Here is a 15948-nt window from a genome sequence, read left to right as displayed (position 1 = left end):
CTTTGAGCCCGAATCCTTATGGGTCGCGGGCGGTTTCGCACGTGGCCTTTCTTGTAATCAGGCAGCGTGCGCTGCGGAACGGATCGGTTATGGGTATTGCAAGCAAAGGCGCGTCCCCGGACGAGCGCGCCACTGTCGAGTTCGGCACGCGCGGCTTGACGTCATCCGAGGTCGCCGAGCGCGTCGCGCAGGGCAAGGTCAACGTCAACACCGAGCTCAAGACCAAGTCGGTCAAGGAGCTCGTCATCGAGAACACCTGCACCCTGTTCAACCTGATCAATATCATCCTGGCCGCGCTCGTCATCGTGACTGGCGCCTGGAAGAACCTGACCTTCCTGGGGGTCGTGCTTCTCAACACGGGCATCGGTATCGTGCAGGCCTTGCGCTCCAAGCGCATGGTGGACAAGCTCACGCTGCTCGCCTCGAAATGCGCCGTCGCGGTTCGCGACGATCGGGAGGTCGAACTTCAGCTCGATGAGCTCGTGCTCGACGACCTGATTCGCCTGGGCAGGGGAGACCAGATCCCGGCCGACGCGGTCGTTGTCTCGGGCGAGTGCCACGTGAACGAGAGCCTACTCACCGGTGAGAGCGACGCGATTCACAAGCGTCCCGGCGATGAGCTCATGAGCGGCAGCTTCATCGACGCGGGTCTCGTGTACGCACGCGTGATCCATGTTGGCGCCGACAACTACGTCGCGCGCATCAACAACGAGGCGAAGTACGTCAAGAAGGTCAACTCCGAGATCATGAACGCGCTGAACGCCATCGTGCGGTTTGCCAGCGTTCTCATGGTGCCCATCGGCCTTGTGCTGTTCTACTCGAGCGTCCACAACTCTTATCAGTCCTGGTGTGCGCTCGATCCCAATTCTTCCTCCACGCTCGCCTCGTGGGTCGCATCGGGCGATTCGTGGGGTGCCATCTCGTCGGCCATCCTCTCCACGGTGGGTGCCCTGCTCGGCATGATCCCGCAGGGGCTGGTGCTTCTCACCTCCTCCGTGCTTGCCATCGCGACCATCCGCCTCGCGCGCCGCAAGGTGCTTGCGCAGCAGCTCTATTGCATCGAGACGCTCGCCCGCGTGGACGTGCTCTGCCTGGACAAGACCGGCACGATCACCTCGGGCCATATGGAGGTCGAGGGCGTGTATGTGGCCGACGACCTTGGCGGGGCCGCGCCCGCGGAGGCCTTCGACGCCGATCGCCTCGATTCCGCGTCGCAGCGGATGCACGCTGCGCTCTCTGGCATCGCCCGGGCCACGTCGGACGATGCGAACGAGACCTGCACGGCGGTCCTTGCGCACTATCGCGACCTCGCCCGTGCGCCCGAGGCCCAGCGCGCCATCGCTTTCTCCTCCGCCAAGAAGTGGAGCGGCGCTCAGCTCACGGGCGGTGCGTTCGGCTCAGATTCGGTCGCGTGCGTCATGGGCGCCTCGCAGTTCGTGCTCACGCCGGATGTCTTTGCCCGTTTCGAGGGCCGCGTCGCCGAGCTCGCGTCGCTGTGCCGTGTGCTGGTGGTTGCCGAGGTCGACGGATTCACCGATGAGGGCGATATCATCGGCGAACCCCGTCCCTTGGGCTTTGTGACCATCCGCGATGAGATTCGTTCGTCCGCGGCGGACACCATCCGCTATTTTTGCGAGCAGGGCGTCACCCTCAATGTCATCTCCGGTGACGACCCGCGTACGGTCTCGACGATCGCGCGCACGGTCGGCATCCCTGGGGCCGATAGGTATGTGGACGCAACCACGCTCGATACGCCCGGTAAGGTGGACGCCGCGGTCGATCGCTATCACGTCTTTGGCCGTGTGACCCCGCAGCAGAAGCGCGAGCTCGTCAACGCGTTGCAGCGCCGCGGCCATACGGTCGCCATGACGGGCGACGGCGTGAACGACGTGCTCGCCCTCAAGGAGGCCGATTGCTCGGTGGCCATGGCCGCGGGTTCTGACGCTGCGCGCAACGTCGCCGAGATCGTGCTCGTCGATAACGATTTTGCGGCCATGCCCGAGGTCGTTGCCGAGGGGCGTCGCTCCATCAACAACCTGCAGCGCTCGGCCGCGCTGTTCCTCACCAAGACCCTGTTCTCGATGGGCCTGGCCGCGCTGTGCATCTTTGTGCCGCCCTATCCCTTCCTGCCCATCACGATGACGCTCATCAATTTCTATTGCATCGGCTTCCCGAGCTTTGTCTTGGCGCTCGAGCCCAACACGGCTCGTGTGCGCGGCAACTTCCTGGCGAACGTCCTTAAGCGCGCCCTCCCCGCGAGCGCGGGCGTGTTGGCCGGTTCGATCCTGTGCATGGGGGCCGCCGCGCTCTTTGGGTATTCCGAGGCGATGCTCTCAACGATGTGCCTCATCACCGCGTGCGCCGTGGGCGTCTACCTCATCTGGCGCATCTCGGTGCCCTTCACGCCGCTGCGCCGCGCCGTGTTCGTGTTCGTCATCGCGGGTCTTGCGGTCGGTGTTGTCGGGTTCCCCGGATTCTTCTCGATTGCTCGCCTCAAGCTCATTCCCGCCGTGCTTGGTGCGCTGTTCGCCGCTGTGGGATGCCTTTTGTTCGCCTGGCTCACCGACATGCTCGAGCGCTCGCCCGAGAAGACGAGCAAGCTTGCCACCGGCTTCGGTCGCGGCGTTCGGGTGAGTGTGCGCGGGCGCTCCGGCGGGCGCAAGGTCACCTCCACGGGCTCGAGCGCCCGTCGCGCCTTCGACCGCGCTCGCGAGCGATTCGCGCGCCGCAAGGCCGACGCCTCCGCCCGCGCCGCCGCCGAGGCGGATTCGCCCGAGGTCGCGATTTCCGACACCCGTCGGGAGAGCGTGAAGACCGCGGTCGGAGCTTCGTCCGGACGCAAAAAACGCTATCGTGTTGAGCAGGCCAACGGCGGCATCCGCGTGCGGATGCCCAAGACCAAGCGGAAGAAGGACCATTGATCTGCCCCATCTGCAACGCTTCCATTTCCGATGATTCGAGCACGTGCCCCGCGTGCGGCGCCGACCTGTCGCCGCGCCCCGCTTCCACGCACCCCGATTTCATTTTTTGCGAGGGCTGCGGTGCGCGCCTGGGCGACCAGGACCGCACATGCCCCAAATGCGGCCGACCCGCTCCGGGCATCCTCTCTGAGCAGTCCGCCGCTTCCGACCTCGCGGCCGGTCGTACCGCGAGCTTCCCGCGTCTGACCGCCGAGATGATTGCCGGCGCGGTGCCGGCCCCGAGCGCCTCTACGAGCTCCGCCGCCCCTCGCGACGAGCAGGCGACGAGCGTCCTGGATGGCGACGAGCTTTCCGCCGCGCAGGCGCCCTCGGCTTCGCGTTCCGCAGCACCGCGTCCGCGGCCCGTCGTGAGCGATGACGACCTTGCGCGTGGAGACGACGCCTACGCCAAGGCGCGCCGCCCCCGTTGGGTCGCTCCGCTTGTCGCGGTTCTCCTCTTTGGGGCGGTTGGCGTGTTCGTCGCGACCGACCCGCTGGGCGTGATGCCCGGTATCGTCGAGTCCTTCGATCGGGCCGCGAGCGAGATGTACCCGAGCCGCCAGGTGGCCGAGAAGGGCTCCGCCGACGATTCCGCCCCCGAGACGGGGGAGACGGGGGCAGGAGAGGCCGACGGCGCCCATGTGCTCTCCGAACCCGAGGCCTTCCAGCTGCTCTCCGCTGTGTATGCCGAGATCACGTCGTATCAGGACGCCCTGGGTCCGGTGATCGAGACCTTCAACGGGCAATATCTCATCAAGGACTTCGATCAGCGCTCGCAGGCTTCCCAAGGCGCGTATGACCTGCGTTCTACCATCCAGCAGACCCTGGATGAGCTCGACTCCCTGCGCCTTGCCGAGAACACGGCGTATGCCGAGGACGTCGAGCATCTTAAGCAGCTTGCCACGTGGATGTACAACCGCGTCGACGTGCTGTGCAAATCGTGGGACGTCTCGCTCGCGGTTCCGCAGGGAGAGCGTCCGGCCGACCATCAGGACGAGATCCTCGCACCCCTGCGCGAGGTGTCCATGGTCGATGGCCGCGCCGTCGACGTCATCGAGTACGAGAAGAACGTCGCCGCGTGGAAACCCGTCGAAAAGTAAGGTTCGTGCCCCGCCCGCCGCGTGCGGGCGGGTCGCGTTGGGCGTGGTAAGATAAGTTCTATATGCACGTACGTTAGGGGGAGACTCATGTTCTTCAAGAAGACCCGCACACCCGAGTACCAGCTCGCCGGCGACGAGAGCGCCATCATCGAGACCTCGCAGGGCACCATCCGCGTCAAGCTCGATTCCGCGGGCGCCCCGATTCATGTCGCGAACTTCTGCGAGCTGTCCGTGATGGGGTTCTATGACGGCCTCAAGTTCCATCGCTACGTCCCCGGGTTCGTGATCCAGGGCGGTTGCCCCAACACGCGCGACATGACCCCCGAGCAGGTCGCCGCGGGCCAGATGGGTCCCGACGGCCAGCCCGGTACTGGCGGTCCCGGCTGGAACATCCAGGAGGAGTTCTCCACCAACCCGAACAACAGCCACGAGGACGGCGCCCTTGCGATGGCCCGTTCCATGGACCCCAATTCCGCGGGCTCCCAGTTCTACTTCTGCCTGGGTCCGCAGCACAACCTCGATTCTGGTTACACCGTCTTCGGCTCCACGGTCGAGGGCCTCGACGTCATCAGTCGCTTGCGCGCCGGCGACGAGATCCGCCATATCGAGATCGTCCACGAGGCTTAAAGATCCGCCTCGCGAGAAGTAAACGACCCTTACGCGTCTAAGGAGTACATGTGAACGCTCAAGTTTTGGAACAGGCCCGCAGCGCTTACCGCACCGGCGACTTTGCCGCCGCGGCCCAGCTGTTCTCCGCTGCCAAAGAGGGCGACCAGCCCTGGGGCGAGGCCGACCATCTCCGCGGCAACTCGCTCATGCGCCTCGGTCGTTATGCCGAGGCGGCGGCTGCTTATGCCGTCGCGTTGAAGGATGACGCCTACGGCAAGAAGGGCGCGCTGCTCACCAACCAGGGTAAGGCCCTCGTCGCCGCCGGCGATTTGGCCTCGGCCGTCTCCTCCTTCTCCGCTGCCACCCAGGATGCCAGCTACGCCACCCCGTATAAGGCCTACCTCGGTCTCGGCAGCGCACTGGAGAAGCTCGGCAACCTCACGGAGGCCGGTGTGGCCTACCGCCAGGCTGCTATCGACGGGACCAACCCCGCCCCGGCTGGCGCCTTGGCGAGCCTCGGCGATTGCTTCGTCGCCCTGCAGCGTCCTGAGGATGCCATTGAGTCGTACCGCACCGCGCTCGATTTTGCCGGTCCGCGCGATGATGTGAGCGCTATCAACGCCGGTCTGGGCTGCGCGTACGCCGCCGCCAACCGCTTCAGCGATGCGCTCGACGCCTTCACTGCCGCAACCGCGGACGGCGTGTATCAGCTCACGGCCGATCAGTCCGCTGCTCGCGATCGCGCGCATGATGCGCTGTCCGCCTCCGCGGCAATGATGCCGGCGACCGACGCCTTCGACACCGCGGTCGACCCGCTCGATCCGCTCGGACAGTCCGGCAACTTCATGCCCGATCCGTCCGACACCGGATTCTTCACGCTTTCCGAGCACGAGATGGTTCAGCAGGATCGCGCCGAGGCCAAGGTTCGCCGCAAGCACCGTCACCTCGGTCTCAAGATCTTCATCACGATCCTCCTCATCCTGGTTGTTGCAGGCGGCGGCCTTGCCTTTGCCTACACCCGCGGATTCGGCTTCCCCACGCAGCAGGACACGCTTACCAAGCTGTTCGAGGCTGCCTCCTCCGATGCCGCAACCGATGAGTTCTTGGCCTCCGGCCTCGACGATAGCCAGCGTGCGGTCATCGTGGCCTCCATCCCCAAGGACGCCACCGCGACCATCGAGGGCATGGATGCCGGCATGAGCGAGTCCAAGGCTACGGTCAAGGTCGCGCTCAAGCAGGGCGGCGAGATGACGTATGAGGTCGACTTCGTCCGCGAGGGTCTCGGTTGGGTCGTTTGCTCGATCGCCTCCGACTTCAACGTCTCCGGCGATGTCGACGCCTCCGCTGGTACCGATGAGTCCGCTGCCGAGCCCACCGATGCCGACGCTGCCACGGACGAGGCTCCCGCTGAGGACGCCGCTGCCGCCGATGCGCCCGCTGCGGAGGACCCGACTGCCGAGCCTGCCGGCGAGGCTGCCGCACAGTAGTAGTTTCAGTGGACGGGTGATGCGTTTTCCGCGCACGTTATCTTTGACGTACGGGCGGACGCTACACTTGTCCCAGTGAACCCCGTGTGTTTGACGTAGGAGCAGACTTGTTTTCTCTGATGGATATGTTTTTCGGTCAGTACGACGGCGATCTGGCGATCGACCTCGGTACGGCCAACACCCTCGTCTCCGTGCGTGGCAAGGGCATCGTCATCCGCGAGCCCTCCGTTGTCGCAATCGATAAGAACGACGAGCGCATTCTGGCTGTCGGCATCGAGGCCAAGCGCATGCTCGGGCGCACGCCTGGCAACATCGTCGCCGTCCGCCCGCTCAAGGACGGCGTCATCGCTGACTTCGATGTGACCGAGGCCATGCTGCGCTACTTCATCGACAAGGCGAGTGAGAAGCGCTATCCCTGGACCCCGCGCCCTCGCGTCGTCGTGTGCGTGCCCTCCGGCGTCACGTCCGTCGAGAAGCGCGCCGTGTTCGAGGCCACCATCCAGGCCGGTGCGCGTCAGGCCTACCTCATCGAGGAGCCCATGGCCGCCGCCATCGGCGCCGACCTGCCCGTTGAGGAGCCCACGGGCTCCATGGTCATCGACATCGGTGGCGGCACCACTGAGGTCGCGGTCATCGCCATGGGCGGTATCGTCGTCTCCCAATCCATCCGTATCGCCGGCGATGAGTTCGACCAGGCGATTCTCCAGCATGTTCGCGATGCCTACAACCTCGCCATCGGCGAGCGCACCGCCGAGGATATCAAGATCAAGGTCGGTTCGGCCGTCCCGCTCAAGGACGAGCTCGACGTCGAGGTCAACGGCCGCGATGTGATCACGGGCCTGCCCAAGACCGTCCGCATCGAGAGCGAGGAGATCCGCCGCGCCCTCAACAAGCCGCTGGATGAGATGACCAAGGCCGTCAAGGACGCCCTCGACGCGACCCCGCCGGATCTTGCCTCCGACCTCATGTACTACGGCATCCTGCTCACGGGCGGCGGTGCCATGCTCCGCGGTTTGGACGTCCGCCTGCGCGATGAGACGGGCGTTGCGGTCAACGTGAGTCCCACCGCACTCGACAACGTCGTGAACGGCTGCGCGCGCGTCCTGGAGGCAAACGCCTTCGACGGCGGTTTCGTCCAGAGCAACGCGTAGCGGAAAGGTCGGCCTGTGCCGGGTAAGCCCAAATATTCCTCCAATCTGCATAGTTCAAGACAATCAACGGGTGGTCGCCCGTTGATTGTTTTATGCCTCGTGTCGCTGCTGCTCCTTACGTTTTACCTGCGTGAGGGGGACACCGGCATGATCCACTCCCTGCGCGGCGCAGCGATGACGATCACGTCTCCCGTTCGCATGCTGGGCGGTGCGGTTGCGGCCCCGTTCAACGCAATCGGCAACGCGATCGGTAACGCCGGCGCCTCGTCCGAGACGCTGTCGGAGCTCAAAAAGGAGAACGAACGTCTGACCGCCAAGGTCGCCGAGCTTTCCGAAGCCCAGGAAACGGCTGCTCGTCTTGAGAAGCTCGTCGGCCTCCAGTCCACGTACAGCCTGAAGTCGACCGCCGCCCGCATCATCGGGTCCACGGGCGATGCCTGGTCCAACGCTGTCATCATCGACAAGGGCGTAAACGCCGGCTTCGAGGTCGGTATGCCCGTATGCAGCTCGGGTGGCGTCATCGGTCAGATCATCGAGGTCTCTGCCACCACTTCCACCGTGCGCCTCGTGAGCGACGAGCAGTCCGGCATTTCGGCCATGGTTCAGGGTTCGCGTGCTCAGGGTATGCTCCGCGGACAGGCCGATGGCACCCTGCGCCTCGAGTACGTCGTCTCCGATGCCGAGGTGTCCGCTGGCGACATCATCATCACGTCTGGTATCGGCGGATCGTTCCCCAAGGGGCTGCCGCTCGGTACCGTCGCCTCAATCAACCGTGCCGCGAACGCGGTGTATTGCACGATCGTCGTGCGTCCCGCCTCCACGGCCGAGAACAACGAGGAGGTCCTCGTCATTACTTCGCTCGAGGATGACCAGGTCGCCTCCGATGAGGAGGTCGCCGCGGCCAACAACTCACCGCAGGGCGGTCCGGCCAAGCAGCAAGACGATGCAACTGATTCAGACGGCGCCGCAGATGCGGACGCCCCGGCCGGCGAATAGGAGGTAGTCCATGGGATTCGAACTCAAAAACTCAGGCCCCTCCCGCGGTCGTCTCTCGGGCATTGTCGTGGCGTGCATCCTGCTGCACCTGGCCCTCGCGCCGCAGATTCACCTTTTTGGTGGAGCGTTCAATTTCATGCTCGTGCTGACGGTGTCTCTGGCCATTTCCCTCGATTCCCGCACCATGGTGTACGTCGGCTTCTTTTCCGGCCTTCTGTATGACCTGACCACGACGGGTCCCGTCGGACTGATGTCGCTGTTGCTCGCCATGGTGGGATACGGCGTGGCCCTTATGTCGCGCGGCCTGACCTCCGGCGTCGGCATGGAGACGCTGCGCGTCGTGATCGCCGCTATCCTCGGTGTCAATCTCATCTACTCGATCGCGATGCTCGGCCTCGGTGTCGAGTCGAGCGTGCTCGTGGCCATTGGCGTCCATGGCCTCGCTTCGACGGTGCTCGACGTGCTTGCGAGCATCCCGTTCCTGCTCATGGCGGGTTCGCCTGCGGCCCAGCGCGGGTTTTCCTCGCGCGGTTTTGGCTACGGGCGCGGTTCGCGCTTCAAGGGCTTGAAGTAGGTCGCGTCCATGGATGCCCAGTTCATCGTTATCATAGCCGGCGTCATTCTGCTCGTCGCCATCATTGGCTCGCTGCTGTTCCTCAAGGGGTACTCGGGTAAGTTCACCTTCGACACCCAGAACGGCACGCGTCCGCGCGCCTCCGAGGGGGAGGGTTCCACCCAGGGCGTCAAGTCCAACGGGCGCTTCAAGCTCCTCACCGCCGGAGTCGGCGCGGTGTTCGCCGCTATCATCGCCAAGCTCTGGAGCATGCAGATGGTCTCGTCGGACCATTACGATGCACTCGCCGAGAAGAATCAGACGCGTACGGTGACCACTCCCGCGCCGCGCGGCCGCATTCTCGACCGCAATGGCGTGGCCATCGTCGATAACCGTCCTTCGCTTGCCATCACGGCGTACCGCGACCTTGCGGATGATCCGGTCACGGTTCGGCATCTCGCCAACGTGCTCGGCATGCCCTATATGGCCGTGTTGCGCAACATCCAGAACAACACCGAGGGCCCGCAAAGCCCTCATACCGTTGCCACCGATGTGAGGCGCTCTACCGTTGCCTACATCCAAGAGCACATCGACCTGTTCCCCGGCGTCTACATCGCCGAGCGCACCGAGCGCGCCTATCCCTACGGCACGCTCGCGTGCCACGTCGTTGGATATACCGGCACGGTCACTCAGGAACAGCTCGACGCCCAAAAGGATGAGAAGGCCAATTCCGGCTCGATCGTCTACCAGCATGGTGACATCGTGGGTCAGGCAGGCGTCGAATACTACTACGAGAACCTTCTACAGGGCATTCGTGGCGAGCAGACCGTCAAGGTCGACGCGAGTGGCAACGTGACGGCCCAAGCCGGCGCCGTGCCCGCCGAGCCCGGTAGCGACATCAAGCTCACGATCGACGTGAAGATCCAGCAGGCGTGCGAGGAAGGTCTCAAGATCAGCCAGGAGACCGCCGAGCGCACCGGGTATCCGGGGGGCGCGGGCGCCTGTGTCTGCCTCGACTGCACCAATGGCGATGTCCTCGGCATGGCGAGCTTCCCGTCGTTCGATCCGTCCGTGTTCGTCGGCGGCATCTCCTCCGACATCTGGTCCGAGCTCAACGATGACAAGGGCGGACGTCCGCTGGTCAACCGCGTCGTTGGTGGCCAGTACATGTCCGCATCCACCATCAAGCCCCTGAGCTCCTTCGCCGGTATGGAATACGGCGTGTACACTGCCGAGACCCGATCCGATTGCAGGGGCTGGTGGACCGGCCTGGGCGAGGGAAGCGGCAAGTGGTGCTGGCTGCACAAGGGCCACGGCGTCCGTGGCCTGCAGGATGGTATCAGGGACTCTTGCGACGCGGTCTTCTACGATCTGGGCAAGAACTTCTTCTACGCCGACCATGACACCGAGGGCCTGCAGGAGATGTTCCGTCGCTGGGGCCTGGGTTCCAAGACGGGCGTCGATCTGCCCGCCGAGGGCGTGGGTCGCGTTCCGGATGCCGAATGGAAAGAGAGCTACTTCAAGGATTGGTCGGCCGAGGAGCGTGCATGGAATGCCGGCGATATGACCAACATCGCCATCGGCCAGGGCGACATCCTCGTGACGCCCATCCAGATGGCAACGGCATATGCCGGCATCGCCATGAACGGCGTCGAGTACACGCCTCATGTCCTGCATTCGGTCGTGGCCCGCGACGGCCAAGGCGATGCCTATACCTTCGAGCCGAAGAAGCGTCTGACGGTCGAGCTCAAGAACCAGGACTCCCAGATGGGCGTCGTCCATGCGGGACTCCACTCGATGATCTACGAGGAGTCTCCCGCCCTCGCCGAGCACTTCAAAAACCTGCCCGTCCAGGTGGCTGGCAAGTCTGGCACGGGCGAGAAGGTGGGGGAGGAGTTGTACGGCTGGTTCATTGCCTACGCTCCTTATGACGACCCCAAATACGTGGTGGTCACGTTGTTGGAGCAGGGCGGTTTTGGCGGAACGTGCTCTATGCCGGCGGTTCGTCACGTCCTCGGCGCCATTTACGATTGCCCCGACTCGCTTGAGTACGTCGGCGGGGATACCTCGAGGTAGGTGAGGAACATGGCTCAAGATACGCTTTCGCGCGTGAACAAGAAAATGGGCGCCAACAGGGCTGGCTTGCGGCAGAAGGTGAGCGTGCCCGTGCTCATCGCCTGGGTGCTCCTGCTCGCCTACGGCGCCTTTGTGATTTGGACCGCGTCGCTCACCATCGCCGAGGCCTCGTTCACCCGCCAGCTCGTCGGCATCGGCCTCGGACTGTTCTTGGCGTTCCTGTGCTGGAGGTCCGATTTCTCAGGCCTGGCCGGCATGACGACCGTCCTGCTCGTCATCGATTTGATCGTCCTGTTCAGTCCCTATATCCCCGGCCTCTCTTACAACGCCAAAGGCATGACCGGATGGATCAAGATTCCGCTTATCGGACTCACCTTCCAGCCGGTCGAGCTTGCCAAGCTCATCACGATCTTCTTTGTGGCCTCGCTCGGTGCGCAGTACAACGGTCGCATCGATTCGGTGAGGGAGTACGTCAAGTTCTGCGCGATGCTCATGGTTCCCTTCGGTGCGGCCGTGGTCGCAGGCGACTTGGGCAGCGGCCTGGTGATCTTCTTTGCCGGTGCCGCCATCATCATGATGAGCGGGCCCCGGAAGGAATGGGTGCTGTGCACCGTGGCTCTCATCATCGGCCTCGTCTCGATCATGCTCGCCCTCGACTCGGTCCTCGATGGCATGCTGGGGCGCGATGTCCTGCTCAAGCAGTACCAGATGAACCGCCTGCTCGTCTTCATCGACCCCGAGTCCGATACCTCGGGTGCCGGCTATAACTTGCTGCAGTCCATGATCGCTGTGGGCTCGGGCGGCTTCTTCGGCAAGGGCGTGGGCAACGCATCGCAGGCCGGCGCTGGCTTTTTGCCCGAGGCCCATACCGACTTCGTGTTCGCCCTGCTGTCCGAGGAGTTCGGTTTCGTCGGTGCGCTCGTGCTGCTCGGCCTGTTCGCCTTCCTGATCTTTTCCACCATTCGCGTGGCGCATCGATCCGACTCCCTGTTCTTGCAGCTCGCATGCGTTGGTGTCGTGGGTATGTGGACCTTCCAGCTGCTCGAGGAGGTCGGCATGTGCATCGGCCTCATGCCCATCACTGGTATTCCGCTGCCCTTCATCAGCTTCGGTTCATCGTCGATGCTCATGCAGTGCGCGGCAGTCGGTATCGTCCAGTCGATCTGGCGAGTGGGTAACAAGTCCGTATAGACCCGTCTGGGTCGTGCGGATACGTCCGTATTGGTCTGAGCGTTTCGAGGAGTGACATGAGGATTCCCGTTGATTCTGTCGTTGACGCCGTCAAGATGGGTGCGAGCGTCCAAGGCGATGTTGATGCGCCGGTACGCGTGGCGGTCTACCTTGACGCCGGCGCGCCCTCCCATATCGTTTCGTGCCTGCGCGACGCCCTGGTGCCGCAGACGACCTCGGGGCTCGTGCGAGTTGCGCGTCTTGATGCCCCCGTGTTTTCCGTCAAGGCCGATACCGACGTCGCCCTGGTTGTGAGCTCGGGCAGCCCGCTGTTGCAAGATCGCGTCCAGCAGATCGTGATCGCGGGCGTCCCGACCGTCATTCTTTGCGAATCAAGTGTGGAGGTGCCCTTTATCCAGCAGGATACGGCGATGCTCGGCCTTATCGCCGCGAGCGATGCGACGCACCTGCTCTCCTCGCTTGCGCGCTGGATCTTGGATCGGACCGACAAAGACACCGCCTTTGCCGCGAACTTCGCCTTCATGCGCATCGCGGCCGCCATGCGGGTGGTGCGGTCGGCGACCATGGCCAACCTTGCCACCGGCGCGCTGTTCTTCATGCCAGGCGCCGATTTTCCCGTTATGACCATGACGCAGCTCGGGATGATGCTCAAGCTCGCGGGCGTGTTCGGCAAACCCATGCGGGTCGAGCGCGCGTACGAGGCCGCCATGGTGCTCGCCGGTGCGATCGCCCTGCGCGCCGGGGCGCGTGCGGTGGCGCGTCGTATCGGGCGCCCGGGTGTGGTCTTCAAGGCGCTTGTCGCGGGTGCCGGTACGTTCGGCATGGGGTGCTGCCTCAGCGCCTATTACGAGCGCGATGTCGACTACGGTCCTCTGAACGACTTTTTCCGCGGGGCGTATTCGCGTGCGAAGACCCTGCTCGCCCCTGCGCCGCAGGCGGTCGCGTAGGCCGGTTTGCCGCGGTATTTGGCCTGCCGCTGCTGCCTGTGCGGTGCGCCCCCGTTCGCCCGTGTCGCGACGATGCGCTATCATTCCCGACACCCGTGACTTTTATCTCCGTTAAGCCCCCGATAAGGAGGATTCATGCGAGTTCCCTATGAGAACCGCTTCCATGAGCTTGAACCGTTGCTCGCCCGCGTCGAAAAGCCTACGCGCTACATCGACCATGAGTGGGGAGCGCTGTACAAGCCCGAGGCTGAGCACCGCTGCGTGCTGATCTACCCCGACGTGTACGAGGTGGGCCTGCCCAACCAGGGCATCGCCATTCTCTATCGCAATCTCAACGAGGCCCCTGGTCTTTCCTGCGAGCGCGGCTACATCCCGTGGGTCGACATGTCCGATGAGATGCGCGCCGCCGGAATCCCGCTGCTCTCGCTCGAGGGCGCTGCCCCCATCGCGTCCTTCGACGTCGTGGGCTTCCACGTGCCGCATGAGATGGCGTGCACCAACTACCTCGAGGGTCTCGACCTTGCCGGCATTCCGCTTCATGCGGCCGATCGCGGTGAGGACGACCCCATCGTCATCTGCGGCGGCCCTTCCGTCTACAACCCCGAGCCGCTCGCGCCGTTCTTCGATTGCATGATGATCGGCGAGGGCGAGGAGCAGATCGTCGAGTTCTGCCAGCGCCATCGCGAACTGCGCGACGCCGGTGCGTCCCGTGCCGAGATGCTTCGCGAGCTTTCGAAGATCGGCGGCGTTTACGTGCCGTCCCTCTATGAGGTGCGCCATGACGAGCCCTGCTCGCCGCACGGCTACACGGTCCCGCGCGAGGGTGAGGACGTGCGGCCCGTGGTTTACAAGCGCGTGGTGAAGGACTTTGGCGCCACCAACCCGGTCCCGCAGGCCGTCGTTCCCTACATGCAGATCGTCCAGGACCGTCTCTGCGTCGAGGTGCTGCGCGGCTGCGCCCGCGGTTGCCGCTTCTGCCAGGCGGGCATGACGTACCGCCCGGTGCGCGAGCGCTCCGCCGACCAGGTGGTCTCCGCCGTCACGGGTGGTCTTGCCCACATGGGTTATGACGAGGTCTCACTCAACTCGCTCTCCACCACCGATCACTCCAAATGCGCCGAGATGCTCAATCGCCTCAACAAGCGACTGGGCGACACCGGCATCTCCATCTCCGTGCCGTCTCAGCGCCTCGACTCCTTTGGTGTGGACATGGCCGCCGCCGTGGCGGGGGAGAAGAAGGGCGGCCTCACCTTTGCGCCCGAGGCCGGCAGCCAGCGCATGCGCGACATTATCAACAAGAACGTGACCGAGGAGGACCTCGAGCGCGCCACGCGCGCCGCGTTCGAGGCCGGTTGGCGCCGTGTCAAGCTGTACTTCATGATGGGTCTGCCGGGGGAGACCGATGAGGACATCGTCGCTATCGCCCAGCTCGCCGACCATACGCTCGAGATCGCGCGCGAGGTCGTTCCCAAGGAGCAGCGAGGCGGTATTTCCGTATCTATCTCGGTATCGGTGTTCATCCCCAAGGCGCATACCCCGTTCCAGTGGTGCCCGCAGCTCGACGACGCCGAGGTCAAGCGCCGTCAGCAGCTGCTCTTCCATTCGGTGAAGAATCGCGCCGTGCGCATCCACTGCCACGATGCCGCCACTTCGCTCGTTGAGGCGGTCATGAGCCGCGGCGGCCGCGACATCGCACCTCTCATCGAGGGCGCCTGGAGGCGCGGCCAGCGCTTCGACGCCTGGACCGAGCAGTTCGAGCTCAGTCGCTGGGAAGAGGCGGCCGCGGAGCTCGGCATGGACTTGAGGGCGCTCGCCCAGGAGTCCTTTGAGCTCGATTGGCGTCTGCCCTGGGAGCATGTGAGCCCGGGCGTGTCCCGCGGGTTCCTCCTGCGCGAGTACCGTCGATCCCTCGAGGGCGTCACCACGCCCGACTGCACGCGCGAGTCCTGCACAGGCTGCGGCGTGTGCCCGACCCTGAAAGCCGACAACGTCTTGGTAGGTGAGCGCGCATGACGAACGCATCCGAACCCACGCTCTTCCGCCTCCGCGTGGCCTATCCCAAGTTGGGGCGCCTCAAGTACCTGGGCCACCTCGAGCTGATTCACACGGTCGAGCAGGTCGTGCGCCGTGCGAAGCTGCCCTATGCGGTCACGCAGGGTTTCTCCCCGCATATGCGCATCGCCTACACCTCGGCACTGCCAGTGGGGACGTCTTCCACGGCGGAGTATTTCGACGTGTATCTGACGGAGCTCATCCCTGCCGAGGACGCGCTTGCGCGGCTGCAGGCCGCCGCTCCCGTGGACCTGCGTCCTATCGATGCTGCCTACGTTGAGCTCCGTCGCCCGGCGCTCACCGCCGAGATTAATGAGGTGCGATACCTGCTTGAGGTCTTCGTCAGGCCCGAGTTCGACGTTACCGACGAGGCGCTTTCTCAGATTGTCATCGGCTGGTACGATCAGGGCGCGCAGATCCCGTTCCATCGCGGCAAGAAGACCAAAACCCTCGATGTGCGGCGCTTGCTCAAGGCCGAGAGCCACGAAGTTCTGACCGACGGTTGCGTCAGAATCGAATTGTGCACCCGTTGCGACAACGAGGGCTCGCTTCGCCCCGAGATCATCGTGGCCGCCTTCGACCAGGCCTTGCGAGGGCTCGATCCCGGTGTGGACGAGCAGATCGTGTCTACGGGAATCCAGCAGCTCACGGTGTTCGATAGATATAATGTTGAGCGTATTTCTCAAAGCATTTGCGTGGAAGCTTCGACTATCATCGAGCCATTGGGCCGTGAGCTCGAGGCACCTGAGGGGAGCCTTCTCGCGCGTTCCGTGCGATGGGCTTTGTCGAACCTGTGAATATGCAGGGAAAACGTTGAATATATCCG

At 64.3% G+C, this 15948-nt stretch carries 12 protein-coding genes; all 12 read left to right on the top strand.

Annotation, left to right across the window (positions count from 1 at the left end; genetic code table 11):
* Positions 1-89 precede the first annotated feature (89 nt).
* The 12 genes from AOBCEHNH_RS03620 (at position 90) to AOBCEHNH_RS03565 (ending at position 15919) form a co-directional block, all read left to right on the top strand.
* Entirely contained in the window at positions 90-2921 is a 2832-nt protein-coding gene (locus tag AOBCEHNH_RS03620; RefSeq protein WP_152063191.1) for an HAD-IC family P-type ATPase, read from the top strand.
* Complete coding sequence (locus AOBCEHNH_RS03615) at positions 2918-4060, top strand: zinc ribbon domain-containing protein (RefSeq protein ID WP_152063190.1); 1143 nt, start codon at positions 2918-2920, stop codon at positions 4058-4060. The genes AOBCEHNH_RS03620 and AOBCEHNH_RS03615 overlap by 4 nt, the downstream gene beginning before the upstream one ends.
* Positions 4061-4147: 87 nt before the next feature.
* The gene (locus AOBCEHNH_RS03610) at positions 4148-4687 is read left to right on the top strand and encodes a peptidylprolyl isomerase (protein WP_152063189.1); all 540 of its coding nucleotides are present in this window, start codon (positions 4148-4150) and stop codon (positions 4685-4687) included.
* A gap of 50 nt (positions 4688-4737) precedes the next feature.
* Positions 4738-6156, top strand: a complete 1419-nt coding sequence (locus AOBCEHNH_RS03605) for a tetratricopeptide repeat protein (protein ID WP_152063188.1) — start codon at positions 4738-4740, stop codon at positions 6154-6156.
* Between the two features lie 119 nt (positions 6157-6275).
* On the top strand, positions 6276-7307 hold the full coding sequence (locus tag AOBCEHNH_RS03600) for a rod shape-determining protein (RefSeq protein ID WP_006722612.1): 1032 nt from the start codon (positions 6276-6278) through the stop codon (positions 7305-7307).
* Positions 7308-7388: 81 nt separating this feature from the next.
* Entirely contained in the window at positions 7389-8303 is a 915-nt protein-coding gene (gene mreC, locus AOBCEHNH_RS03595; protein ID WP_152063187.1) for a rod shape-determining protein MreC, read from the top strand.
* A gap of 10 nt (positions 8304-8313) precedes the next feature.
* Positions 8314-8877, top strand: coding sequence for a rod shape-determining protein MreD (gene mreD, locus AOBCEHNH_RS03590; RefSeq protein WP_152063186.1), 564 nt, complete (start codon positions 8314-8316; stop codon positions 8875-8877).
* 9 nt (positions 8878-8886) lie between these two features.
* Positions 8887-10932 carry a penicillin-binding protein 2 gene (gene mrdA / locus AOBCEHNH_RS03585; RefSeq protein ID WP_152063185.1) on the top strand — a complete coding sequence of 682 codons (2046 nt, stop codon included), beginning with the start codon at positions 8887-8889 and terminating at the stop codon, positions 10930-10932.
* 9 nt (positions 10933-10941) lie between these two features.
* Positions 10942-12123 carry an FtsW/RodA/SpoVE family cell cycle protein gene (locus AOBCEHNH_RS03580; protein ID WP_152063184.1) on the top strand — a complete coding sequence of 394 codons (1182 nt, stop codon included), beginning with the start codon at positions 10942-10944 and terminating at the stop codon, positions 12121-12123.
* Positions 12124-12179: 56 nt separating this feature from the next.
* The gene (locus AOBCEHNH_RS03575) at positions 12180-13070 is read left to right on the top strand and encodes a hypothetical protein (RefSeq protein WP_152063183.1); all 891 of its coding nucleotides are present in this window, start codon (positions 12180-12182) and stop codon (positions 13068-13070) included.
* A 135-nt stretch (positions 13071-13205) separates the two neighbouring features.
* Entirely contained in the window at positions 13206-15083 is a 1878-nt protein-coding gene (locus AOBCEHNH_RS03570; RefSeq protein WP_152063182.1) for a TIGR03960 family B12-binding radical SAM protein, read from the top strand.
* Positions 15080-15919 carry a TIGR03936 family radical SAM-associated protein gene (locus tag AOBCEHNH_RS03565; protein ID WP_152063181.1) on the top strand — a complete coding sequence of 280 codons (840 nt, stop codon included), beginning with the start codon at positions 15080-15082 and terminating at the stop codon, positions 15917-15919. Before AOBCEHNH_RS03570 ends, AOBCEHNH_RS03565 begins: the two co-directional genes overlap by 4 nt.
* Positions 15920-15948: the final 29 nt, after the last annotated feature.

Origin of the sequence: Collinsella intestinalis (genome assembly GCF_902501455.1) — a bacterium.
GTDB classification, from domain to species: domain Bacteria; phylum Actinomycetota; class Coriobacteriia; order Coriobacteriales; family Coriobacteriaceae; genus Collinsella; species Collinsella intestinalis.
The sequence above is the reverse complement of the archived record's forward strand: the minus strand, read 5'-3'. Positions and strand labels throughout refer to the sequence as shown.